This window comes from Prevotella sp. HMSC077E09, assembly GCF_001814685.1.
Lineage (GTDB): Bacteria > Bacteroidota > Bacteroidia > Bacteroidales > Bacteroidaceae > Prevotella > Prevotella oris.
Map to the genome: position 1 here is coordinate 18,504 of NZ_KV817496.1, position 11,309 is coordinate 29,812.

At 44.0% G+C, this 11,309-nt stretch carries 13 protein-coding genes; 9 read left to right on the forward strand and 4 right to left on the reverse strand.

Annotated features, from left to right (window positions below; translation table 11 throughout):
* Nucleotides 1-5 precede the first annotated feature (5 nt).
* From hpt to HMPREF2983_RS01345, 5 genes are all read left to right on the forward strand, one after another.
* The gene (gene hpt, locus HMPREF2983_RS01325; protein ID WP_070665889.1) at nucleotides 6-545 is read left to right on the forward strand and encodes a hypoxanthine phosphoribosyltransferase; all 540 of its coding nucleotides are present in this window, start codon (nucleotides 6-8) and stop codon (nucleotides 543-545) included.
* Nucleotides 546-586: 41 nt separating this feature from the next.
* Nucleotides 587-1,159, forward strand: a complete 573-nt coding sequence (locus HMPREF2983_RS01330; RefSeq protein ID WP_070665891.1) for an adenylate kinase — start codon at nucleotides 587-589, stop codon at nucleotides 1,157-1,159.
* Nucleotides 1,160-1,497: 338 nt separating this feature from the next.
* Nucleotides 1,498-2,664 carry a GTPase ObgE gene (gene obgE / locus HMPREF2983_RS01335; RefSeq protein ID WP_004377070.1) on the forward strand — a complete coding sequence of 389 codons (1,167 nt, stop codon included), beginning with the start codon at nucleotides 1,498-1,500 and terminating at the stop codon, nucleotides 2,662-2,664.
* A complete protein-coding gene (pgeF, locus tag HMPREF2983_RS01340) occupies nucleotides 2,664-3,446 on the forward strand; it encodes a peptidoglycan editing factor PgeF (RefSeq protein ID WP_070665894.1) in 783 nt (260 codons plus the stop codon). Before obgE ends, pgeF begins: the two co-directional genes overlap by 1 nt.
* A gap of 60 nt (nucleotides 3,447-3,506) precedes the next feature.
* Nucleotides 3,507-4,667: a M23 family metallopeptidase gene (locus tag HMPREF2983_RS01345; protein ID WP_083316629.1), complete on the forward strand. Its 1,161-nt coding sequence runs from the start codon at nucleotides 3,507-3,509 to the stop codon at nucleotides 4,665-4,667.
* Nucleotides 4,668-5,400: 733 nt separating this feature from the next.
* Here the strand turns inward: HMPREF2983_RS01345 and HMPREF2983_RS01350 are convergent.
* On the reverse strand, nucleotides 5,401-5,598 hold the full coding sequence (locus HMPREF2983_RS01350; RefSeq protein ID WP_004371596.1) for a hypothetical protein: 198 nt from the start codon (nucleotides 5,596-5,598) through the stop codon (nucleotides 5,401-5,403).
* A 140-nt stretch (nucleotides 5,599-5,738) separates the two neighbouring features.
* Nucleotides 5,739-6,920, reverse strand: coding sequence for a phosphoribosylaminoimidazolecarboxamide formyltransferase (locus HMPREF2983_RS01355; protein WP_070665897.1), 1,182 nt, complete (start codon nucleotides 6,918-6,920; stop codon nucleotides 5,739-5,741).
* A gap of 86 nt (nucleotides 6,921-7,006) precedes the next feature.
* Here HMPREF2983_RS01355 and HMPREF2983_RS01360 point away from each other — a divergent pair, with 86 nt between their 5' ends.
* Entirely contained in the window at nucleotides 7,007-7,288 is a 282-nt protein-coding gene (locus tag HMPREF2983_RS01360) for a hypothetical protein (RefSeq protein ID WP_070665900.1), read from the forward strand.
* Nucleotides 7,289-7,459: 171 nt separating this feature from the next.
* On the opposite strand, the gene rplS is transcribed toward HMPREF2983_RS01360, so the two are convergent.
* The gene (gene rplS / locus HMPREF2983_RS01365; RefSeq protein WP_070665910.1) at nucleotides 7,460-7,825 is read right to left on the reverse strand and encodes a 50S ribosomal protein L19; all 366 of its coding nucleotides are present in this window, start codon (nucleotides 7,823-7,825) and stop codon (nucleotides 7,460-7,462) included.
* A gap of 209 nt (nucleotides 7,826-8,034) precedes the next feature.
* On the opposite strand from rplS, the gene HMPREF2983_RS01370 reads away from it, so the two are divergent.
* Together HMPREF2983_RS01370 and HMPREF2983_RS01375 are read left to right on the forward strand one after the other, a co-directional pair.
* Nucleotides 8,035-8,799 (forward strand): 5'-nucleotidase C-terminal domain-containing protein, encoded by a 765-nt coding sequence (locus tag HMPREF2983_RS01370; RefSeq protein WP_018919657.1) that lies wholly within the window; start codon nucleotides 8,035-8,037, stop codon nucleotides 8,797-8,799.
* A gap of 21 nt (nucleotides 8,800-8,820) precedes the next feature.
* Nucleotides 8,821-9,699 (forward strand): bifunctional metallophosphatase/5'-nucleotidase, encoded by an 879-nt coding sequence (locus HMPREF2983_RS01375; protein WP_070665903.1) that lies wholly within the window; start codon nucleotides 8,821-8,823, stop codon nucleotides 9,697-9,699.
* Here the strand turns inward: HMPREF2983_RS01375 and HMPREF2983_RS01380 are convergent.
* On the reverse strand, nucleotides 9,680-10,429 hold the full coding sequence (locus tag HMPREF2983_RS01380; protein ID WP_083316631.1) for a type IX secretion/gliding motility protein PorT/SprT: 750 nt from the start codon (nucleotides 10,427-10,429) through the stop codon (nucleotides 9,680-9,682). The genes HMPREF2983_RS01375 and HMPREF2983_RS01380 overlap by 20 nt on opposite strands.
* Nucleotides 10,430-10,620: 191 nt before the next feature.
* Between HMPREF2983_RS01380 and HMPREF2983_RS01385 the strand changes: the two genes are divergently transcribed.
* Nucleotides 10,621-10,791: a 4Fe-4S binding protein gene (locus HMPREF2983_RS01385; protein WP_004377051.1), complete on the forward strand. Its 171-nt coding sequence runs from the start codon at nucleotides 10,621-10,623 to the stop codon at nucleotides 10,789-10,791.
* Nucleotides 10,792-11,309: the final 518 nt, after the last annotated feature.

Here is an 11,309-nt window from a genome sequence, read left to right on the forward strand (position 1 = left end):
CACTTATGAGTATTGTTAAAATCAAGGATTTAACGTTCAAGACGTTTATTCCGGAGAGTGAAATCCAGCAGCGTGTAAAGGCTGTTGCCGAGAAAATCAACAAGGACTTAGACGGCAAGAACCCTCTTCTGCTGGCCGTATTGAATGGTTCTTTTGTCTTTGCGGCCGACTTAATCCGCAACATTACCATTCCATGTGAAATCTCATTTGTGAAGCTTGCATCTTATCAAGGCACCACATCGACAGGCAAGATTAAGGAAGTCATCGGACTTAATGAAGATCTTACAGGCCGTACCGTCGTCATTGTAGAAGACATTGTCGATACAGGTTTCACCATGAAACGCATGATAGAGACTCTCGGCACACGTCATCCGGAGTCTATTCACATTTGCTCTTTGCTCGTTAAACCTGATAAACTTCAAGTGCCATTAAATATAGAATACGCTGCAATAGAAATCCCCAATGATTTCATTGTGGGTTATGGACTCGACTATGACCAGCAAGGTCGTCAGCTCAGAGATATCTACACTATTGTAGACAAATAAGTAAAGATTGAACAATTTATCGTTATATACATCAAGAAAGAATGAAGAATATTGTAATTTTCGGTGCTCCTGGTGCAGGAAAAGGCACTCAAAGCGACAAGATGATAGGGAAGTATGGCTTCGGACATATCTCTACCGGCGACGTATTACGTAATGAAATCAAGAATGGAACAGCGCTTGGCAAGACCGCCAAAAGCTATATTGACAATGGTCAGTTGATACCCGATGCACTGATGGTTGATATTCTTGCAAGTGTCTATGACGGCTTCGGTAAAGAGCATAAAGGTGTTATCTTCGACGGTTTTCCACGCACTACACCACAAGCAGAAGCGCTGAAGAAGATGCTCAATGAACGTGGCCACAAGATTGCAGCAATGATTGAACTATCTGTTCCAGAGGAAGAACTCATGGCACGCCTTATCAATCGTGGCAAAGAGAGTGGCAGAAGCGATGACAACGAAGATACTATCAAGAAACGTCTCAATGTCTATCACACACAAACTGCACCGCTTATTGATTGGTATAAAAAAGAGGGTGTTCACCATCATGTAGAAGGTTTAGGCACCGTTGACGACATATTCGCCCGCATCAGCAATGTCATTGACGAGCTGTAAACTTTGAATATTGAAGTTTGAGGTTTGAACTTTATGATTGGTTTCCTATCTAAAGGGCAAGCTTCAAACTTTTCTCTTGAGAGTTCAGGCTTCAAAACCGGGCCCCAAAGATTAGTAATTGTTTTACATTAGCACATTAACGGCTTTCATTTATGTTAGAAAGGAAAACGGTTGAAAACGACATTTATATGTTAACAAAACTATCTTTCAAGAAGCATCGAAGTTCAAACATCAACATTTAGAGCACGCAAAGGCAAATCTTTTCGGTGCAAAGAGCATGCTGAAAGATTGCAATTCATAAAGTTCAAAGTTCAATTTTCAAACATCAAAGATAAGAGATGGACTCCAATTTCGTTGACTACGTAAAGATTTATTGCCGCTCGGGAAAGGGCGGAAGAGGCTCCATGCACTTGCGTCATGTAAAGTATCAACCCAACGGAGGCCCCGATGGAGGCGACGGAGGAAATGGAGGAAGCATTTATCTCAGGGGAAATCACAACTTCTGGACACTGCTTCACTTGAAATATCAGCGTCATATCTATGCAGAACATGGCGGTAACGGTGGGCGTGACAAATGTCATGGCACTAACGGAAAAGACACATATATCGACGTGCCTTGTGGCACTGTGGTCTATAATGCAGAGACAGGTAAGTATGTATGTGACGTCACTTATGACGGCCAGGAAGTGCTCTTGCTGAAAGGAGGACGCGGAGGTTTGGGCAATTTTCAATTTCGTTCGGCCACCAATCAGGCTCCCCGCTATGCTCAACCCGGTGAACCTATGGAGGAAATGACCATTATCATGGAGTTGAAACTCCTTGCCGATGTCGGACTTGTGGGCTTTCCAAACGCAGGGAAATCAACGTTGTTGTCGGCTCTTTCGAGTGCCCGACCAAAGATTGCCAACTATCCTTTCACCACGCTTGAGCCCTCGTTGGGCATTGTGGGCTATCGCGACAGCAAGTCATTCGTCATGGCCGACATTCCAGGTATCATCGAAGGAGCCAGTGAAGGCAAGGGACTTGGTCTGCGTTTCCTGCGACATATCGAACGCAACTCCTTGTTATTGTTCATGGTTCCAGGCGACACAGACGACATCAAGAAAGAATATGAGGTGCTGCTCAACGAACTTCGCCAGTTTAACCCCGAGATGTTAGACAAGCATCGCGTGCTGGCCGTGACCAAAAGTGACTTGCTCGATGACGAATTAATCGACATGTTGAAAGACACTTTGCCACAAGATTTACCCGTCGTTTTCATTTCCTCGGTTACGGGCTTGGGCCTCAACGAACTCAAAGATGTGCTTTGGAAAGAGCTTAACAGCGAGAGCAACAAGCTTCAGGAGATTATGGCTGAGGATACACTCGTACACCGTGACAAGGACATGAGCATCTTTGCAGACGAAATCAAGGCTGAAGGTGCCGATGAAGATGACATCGAATTCATTGATGAGGACGATGTAGAAGACTTGGAAGACTTTGAATACGACGACGAAACTGAATAATGATCAGGCCCAAATTAAACGAATATAGCATTGCAAAAGGTGTCCGTGTTTTCAGCTCTACCCGTCAGGGAGGCGTCAGCAAGGGTGTCTTTGGCGCATTCAATATCAACGAATTCTGTGGCGACAACCCTGATGATATTGCGCGTAACCGCCTGCTTTTAGCCACGGAATTGGGCATTACACCTGATCATATCATTATGCCTCACCAAGTGCACGAGGCAAAAGGCATAGTCATCGACAACACATGGCGGCATCTGACCGCAGAAGAACGCCGACAAAAGACAGAAGGCTACGATGCCATCATGACCCAAGAGCCCGGTCTCTGCATCGGAGTGTCGACGGCAGACTGCATCCCTGTGCTCCTCTACGATGCCAAACACGATGCCATTGCTGCGGTTCATGCCGGTTGGCGAGGCACGGTAAAACGCATCGTTGAGCACACCATCCAACGCATGCAACAGGTTTTTGCCACACAGCCTGCCGACCTTCATGCCGTCATCGGTCCCGGCATATCATGCGATGCCTTTGAAGTGGGCGATGAAGTCTATGAGACTTTCCGTGCTGCAGGCTTCGACATGAGTGCCATTTCCTGTCATAAAGACAAATGGCATATTGATTTAAAGGCTTGTAACCGCCTGCAACTGCTGCATGCCGGACTGCAAGACGAGAACATTCAAACAATAAACGTGTGCACTTATACACGTTTTGAAGACTATTTTTCTGCCCGCCGACTCGGACTCAACTCTGGCAGAATATTTACAGGTATCATGCTGCAGGCATAACATGTCGACCGCAAGTGCAGCGAAATTAAATTGAAAGATATTACTAACCCATAACATATAATGATGAAAACAAGACTGACAAATATTGCTTCGACAATTCTTTTGGCCCTTGTCACATCGGCCTATACACCGGCGAAAGATACATTTACGCCTGCCGAACAGCAGCAAATCAGCATTCCTACGCCAGGACTCTTCACCCATTCTAACACAATCAGCATTGATCTCAGCACCTTGAAAGCCGACGATTACGCTTTTCCTCTGCCCGTTGGAAAGTCTGAAGTCATCGACAATCGACAGGCTTTGGAAATCAAGACCAAGGAAGGTGATGCCGTAAAAGCCATGTTTGCCGGCACTGTTCGCCTCTCGCGTAATATCAACGGCTATGGAAATGTCATCGTCATACGCCACAACAATGGCCTCGAAACCGTCTATGGAAACAACGCCCAGAACCTCGTGAAGGTGGGACAAAAGGTCAATGCCGGGCAATCTATAGCCATTGTGGGCAGTGAAGGAGGGAAAACCTACTGTAAATTTGCCATTATGGTGAATGGCGGACGCATCACTCCGGAGATTATTATCAAACTGCAAAGCCACAAACTCCGCAAGAAAACTTTGCTGTGTACAAAGAACGGACGCTTTGTCGACGTAGCCGTGAAGGGCGCCAATGATGCCAACGGGAGCAAAAAGAAAGGCAAAAACGAAGATATAGACCCTGAAAATCCATTTGAAAATGCCAACACTTTCAAACTCAATCTCTCCAATATTGAGAAGGAATGCTGGGCATATCCGCTGCCGGGAAGTCATGTCATCAGCCCCTTTGGAGGCCCACGTCGTCACTCGGGTGTAGACATTAAGACCAAGCCCAACGACCGAATAGTCGCAGCATTTGACGGCGTTGTCGTCAAAAGTTGCCCCTTTGCAGGCTATGGGAACTGCATACGCATCAAGCATCGCTATGGCTTTGAGACTCTCTACAGCCACCAATCGAAGAACTTTGTCAAGGTGGGTGACAAGGTGAAAGCAGGGCAAGTGATTGGCTTGACAGGCCGAACGGGACGCGCAACTACCGAGCATCTGCACTTCGAAGTATTCTTCCAAGGACGCCGACTCAATCCCGCCGTGCTCTTTGACCACACCAACAAGTCACTTCAACAAGTGACTTTGACACTCGCGAAGAATGGCGCTGTCAAGTCAGAACGCAACTATTACGCCAACAAATAAGCTATTTAACGATATCGTCTATAAGGACTTTCGCGAACAAAAGCATCATACCTATTTATATAATAAGAGGCTCTGCAAGACAGAGCCTTTTTCTTTTCTCTCTTCTTAAAGATGAAAACACATGAAATCAGAGTAGATTTATATCTTCATTGAGAAGCAGGCACAACCTCATAAACACTTTCTGACAAAACGAAACCTCTGTTTTCATCAACCGAATTCAGCAATGATATCACGTATTTTCCTTTTACATAAACCATGAAGCCTGTCAGATTTCACGCCATTTAGCCAACAAGCGAATGATGTGTTAAATCTCATCAAGGAAGTTTACAAATCACTTTGCAAGGATAGTGAATTTGAAATGAAAGTCTTCCTCTTTCCAAATATACACTGTTTTCTGGCACTTTATAATATGTTGACTATCAAGATGTTATAAAACTACAGCCAAATCATGAAACAAAATCACGCTGAGAAACCCTGTAATTTGCATTGAATCACACCACAACTTGCATCAGATGATCATGCATTCTGACTCAAACAGCTATGCAATCTGCGTCAAATTACACCGCTGCATAAATGGAATTGCATCCGGAAAACCTTGAAATTAAAAAATAATGTCCGTTTTCTTGCTTTTCTTTTTCTATTTGGTGATGCTCCGAAGTGTTAAAAACGGATAGAAATCTTTACAGAAAAAGCAGACGCTTCTGTGCATGAAAACCCCACAGAAAGACTTTTCTTATCTCTTCTGCGACTTTCTGTTGGCGCGCTGTTCCCGATACTTTGCCTTCTGACGGGCACTTCCCGAACCATGCGCTCCCGTCACATACTTTTTCTTTTTGGCTTTGGTTTTCACCTTATCATCCGTTTTCTTAGGGCCCGAAGAGCCTTTGAAACTGATTCCATTCTCTAATATACTCTGAAAATCATCCGTCATCTTAATACTTTGAATATTGAAGTTTGAAGATTAATGACTTTGAAGTTTGAACATTGAAACTTGAACTTCATGATATGTTTTGGATATGCAGAAGCTATCATAAAGTTCAATGTTCAAACTCCAAAGCTTAAAATAAACAATTAATGGTGGAATAATCTCACCCCCGTAAAGGCCATTGTAATGCCGTATTTGTCGCAGGTTTCAATGACATTATCGTCACGAATGGAGCCACCGGCTTGTGCAATATACTGCACACCGCTCTTATGTGCACGCTCAATGTTGTCGCCAAAGGGGAAGAAAGCATCGCTTCCGAGCGCTACATTCGTGTTTTTGGCAATCCATTCTTTCTTTTCTTCCATCGTCAGGACTGCTGGTTTCTCTGTAAAGAACTGCTGCCAGACACCGTCACGCAACACGTCATCATGGTCTTCACTGATATAAACATCAATCGTATTATCACGGTCGGCACGATGTATTCCAGGCTTGAAAGGCAGGTTCATCACCTTCGGACACTGCCTCAACCACCATGTATCAGCCTTGTTCCCGGCTAAACGCGTGCAGTGAATACGGCTCTGTTGGCCTGCACCGATACCGATTGCTTGTCCGTCTTTGACGTAACAGACAGAGTTGCTTTGGGTATATTTCAACGTGATGAGGGCGATAATCAGGTCGCGTTTAGCCTCATCGGTGAATGTTTTACTTTGTGTTGGAATGTTCTCAAACAGTGAAGGATCATCAAGTTTCACCTCATTGCGTCCCTGTTCGAAAGTCACACCAAACACCTGTTTGCATTCAATCGGCGCAGGAATATAGTCGGGATCAATCTTAATGACATTGTAGGTACCCTTTCGTTTGTCTTTCAAAATCTCGATAGCTTCGGGTGTAAAGCCCGGCGCAATAACTCCATCGCTGACCTCTCTCTTTAATAATGTGGCTGTTGCAGCGTCACAAACGTCACTCAAAGCAACGAAATCACCATACGAACACATGCGATCGGCACCGCGGGCACGGGCATATGCACATGCAAGTGGAGAAAGAGGAAGCTTCACATCATCGACAAAATAGATTTTCTTCAGCGTGTCACTGAGTGGCAATCCGATAGCAGCACCGGCCGGAGAAACATGTTTGAAACTTGCTGCAGCAGGCATCCCGGTAGCGGCTTTCAGTTCTTTCACGAGCTGCCAGCTGTTGAGTGCATCAAGAAGATTGATGTAACCGGGGCGTCCATTGACTACTTCGATGGGTAAATTGCCGTCTTCCATGTAAATTCTGGAAGGCTTCTGGTTGGGGTTGCAACCATACTTTAAAGCTAATTCTTTCATTTTGAGAGTAAATTAAACTAATTGCAAAGATAATAAAAAAATAATGATTACCTTTGCAGCACAAGTATTTTATTTCCAGGTATGTTATGAAACGGAAAATGATTTCTTTGCAGAAAGAGGCTGGCTCAAAGCTTATTGAGAAAGCAAGGACAGGAAATGACTTTGAAAAAATATCCAAATTCTTTTCTCACTACCACGTCAATCTTACCCCATCTTCGTTGAGAAAGCTTTGGAACTACCTCTTGGAAGTCGAAAAACCATCAAGACAAACGCTCGACCGACTGTCTCTTTTCGCCGGATTTCAAGATTGGGAAAGTCTGAAAGCAACGTTTATGGATGAGGGGAAAAAGGAAGATGAAAAGCTTTGAACATTGAAGTTTGAACATTGATTTTTATGAATGGACAATTCACTCAACAGTCCATAGTAACTCATAAAATTCATGTTATGATATAAATGCTTCTAAAGCGTACTAAAGAAAAAGAGGTTATGCACCGTAAGGAGCATAACCTCTTTTATTTCTTTGCGAAGAAACAGCAGCTTACTGAGCTGTTGCCGTGTTGGTTCTCTTCTCTGCAATACGGGCCTTCTTACCTGTAAGACCACGGAGATAGTACAACTTAGCACGACGAACCTTACCACGCTTGTTCACTTCGATAGAGTTGATGTTCGGTGATTCGATAGGGAAGATACGCTCTACACCTATAGTACCTGACATCTTGCGAACCGTAAAGCGCTTCTTGTCACCATGACCAGAGATCTTGATTACTACACCACGATAGAGCTGAACACGCTCTTTGGTACCCTCGACAATCTTGTAACCCACTGTAATAGTGTCGCCGGGACCGAATGAAGGGAACTGCTTACCGGTTGCAAATGCTTCTTCAGCAACTTTAATTAAATCCATTTTTTGTTTGAAATTAAATTTTGTTTGCGCCCAACGCAACATGGCAAAGCAACTCTTCTGCTGCCAGCGGTTACGCCGAAAAGCGGTGCAAAGTTACAAAAAAAACAGTAATTGCAACACTTGCAGCATCGGTTTTCTCTTGTTTTTAACACTATTTCTTCTTTTTTCCACTCAAAATAACTACCTTTGTAACAACTAATTACAAATGTATGTACAAGAAATCAGTCGTTTTATTAATGGCTCCGGCTTTATTTGCATTGGCTTCTTGCAAGCCACATTATGAGCTTACAGCCGTCAGTTACAGTCGTATTCTTATCAATAATAAGTACGATGCCCATCCAAACCATGATGCACAAGCGTTCCTTGCGCCTTATAAACACCAGGTAGACAGCATCATGAGTCCCGTAGTTGGTGAGGTTACAGAGTATATGGCAGCCCGAAAACCCGAGAGTAAACTGTCTAATCTGCTTGCCGATATCCTGCAATGGGGTGGCAAAAGCTATCATGAGAAGGTGGATTTTGCCGTTTATAACATGGGCGGAATACGTGCAGCCTTTGCCAAAGGTAAGGTTACTTACGGTGATGTTGTAGATGTTGCACCATTCGAAAATAAGATTTGTTTCCTCACACTGACAGGCGAAAAGGTTCGTGAACTCTTTGCACAGATTGCTGCAACAGGCGGTGAAGCCGTCAGTCATGGCGTCAATTTAGTGATCAGCAAAGACCATAAACTCATGGATTGCAAGCTCAACGGCATGCCCATTGACGACAACAAATCCTATCGTGTGGCTACACTTGACTATTTAGCGCAAGGCAATGACAAGCTCGAGGCATTCAAGTCGGGCACCGATGTAGTGTCTCCACAGACGCAGGAAAACAATGTTCGCTTCATCATTATGAACTATTTCCGCGAACAGAAGGCTCAGAATAAGCCCGTAAGTCGCGAGATAGAAGGTCGCATCGTAGTGAAATAACCATTTATCAAAACACAGACTATGAAAAGATTTCAATATACAAAAAGGCTGAAAACGCTCAAATTAGCCGTTTGTTGCCTGCTGCTTGCATGCGCATCCACAACAGCTTATGCCCAGAAACAACTCACAATACTCCACACCAGCGATACCCATAGCTGCATACTTCCATTGAATGAGAACCTTGCCGACACGCTCTTTGCCGGTCGTGCAGGCTTCATTCGCCGCATATCTATGCTTGAAGAAGAGCGCAAAAAGGAGCCGGAGCTATTGCTTTTCGATAGCGGTGACTTCTCACAAGGCTCACCTTATTATACATTATTCAAGGGGGACGTCGAAATCGGACTGATGAATAGGATGCATTATGATGCAGGAACCATTGGAAACCACGAGTTCGACTACGGTCTCGACAATATGGTTCGCCTCTTCAAGAAAGCAAACTTTCCTATCATCTGTTCCAACTACGACTTCCGAGGCACTGCACTTGAAGGCCTTGTCAAGCCATATATCGTACTGAAACGCAAGGGAATAAAAATCGGAGTCTTTGCCCTTGACCCGCAATTGGAAGGCCTTGTGGCTACCAAGAACTATGAAACTATCAAATATCTCAATCCCGTGAGCGTGGCTAACGACATGGTTAAACTGCTTCGTGGTAAGGAGAAGTGCGATCTTGTCATTTGCATTTCTCACCTTGGATGGGAAGAAAAGGGCATGGGTGACCAGATGGTAATTGCCAATTCAAGAGGAATTGACATCGTTCTCGGCGGTCATTCACACACTTTCTTCAAGGAATTACACTATGTGAAAGACTTAGACGGACACGAAGTTCCCGTAGATCACGAGGGCAAGAATGCCATTTACGTGGGTAAACTCAAACTCGATCTTACTCGAAGTAGAAAGTAAGAACAATCATTTTAGAATGCGTTTCACTCACAGAACGGGCGTATGGAAGCATAGCTTTATCTTCCATACGCTCGATATGCTTTGTATCAAGACTGTTTAGAAGGCTATACATAAACTTCAACTCTGGTCTTATCTTGAAAAACGGCAGGTAGAAATCACAACCAAGTCCTACTTCTGCAAACGCATCATAACGTTTCAGTTTCACAAAATCATTGCTTTTTCCACTGAGATTAATGGCAGGAGTCAGTCCCGCCATGATGTAAGGACGGTGGTTGTTGAAGCGAGGTGCTGCAAAAATCAAATCAATTGGTGTTGCAATATATACCGACTTCAAGTTCTGCCGCTGCTCCATCAGACTGCCGTTTGGCCCCACCACACTATGGTTCAGCAACACAATATGGCGCGAACCGAAATACATGGTCGGTGCAACACGCAGTTGAAAATGCTCCGAAAGACGCATCTCACCGAGCACCCCCACGTTGAAACCCATGTCCCAACGGTCTTGGTCAGTGGTTATGATCTGCTTGCTTGATGTGCCGTCTTCGGCCACAACCGTCTGCTCTCCCCGATTAACAAACTCCAGATCCTGGGCATGTGTGCCCACAGAAATACCGAAATGAAAGGGCCGTAAGTCTGTATACGGGCGGTTCTGCACAGTCCGTTGCTGGGCCGTGGCAGCCAAGTTAAAGGCCAACATCACGAGGAATATACTCCGTCTTTTTATCTTCATGCTATTCGATAAACGCTCCATGAGGCACTATATTGCATGACATGGAACAAGAAAAAGCATAAAAGAACGAAAAAAATCATACCTAAAAGTAGGTATTCTCAAATATAATATATATCTTTGCAACGTGAAAACTGAGTTCATTTGCTTAGTCGAGTTTACAAAAACATTATGAAATTATAATTTAAAGTATTATGGCTTACGTAATTGGTAACGACTGCATCGCATGCGGTACATGTATTGATGAGTGTCCGGCAGGCGCAATTTCAGAAGGTGATATCTACTCAATCAACCCTGAAGCTTGCACAGAATGTGGCACATGTGCTGATGTTTGCCCTAATGAGGCAATCAGTCTTCCCGAATAAGGAGAGAGAAATAAAGCATAAAGAAACGGCATACTGCAACCTTGCAGCATGTCGTTTTTTTCATGCTTTCTGTCAAAAGAGAATTCATCCTCCCTGCAAGCGAATAATATGTTAATCCTTTTCAAGGATGTTTACAATTGCTTTCGCAGGGCCGGCGTATTTGAAATAAAACGCAACCTCGTTCCAAATACGCGAGTTTTGAGAGCTTTTAATAAGCTGCTGACTATCAAACAGTTGTATGATTTGATGCTTTTCAAATCATTTATTGATGTCAAAAATGCGCGTGATCTGCGTCAAATTACGTTGCAATCTGCATCAAGTTACGGCGTCATCTGACTTTAGAAGCAGTGTGTTCTGCATCAAATCACGGCATAAGATGACCGGAATTGCAGACTAAGTGGATGAAAATGGAGTCATAAAACTTACCAAATGGCTTTGCAAACACAATGAAACCGTCTTTCTTTTTCTATTTGGTGGAGTCATCATGTGCAGTTTAAATTAGTAAATGCGACAGTCTC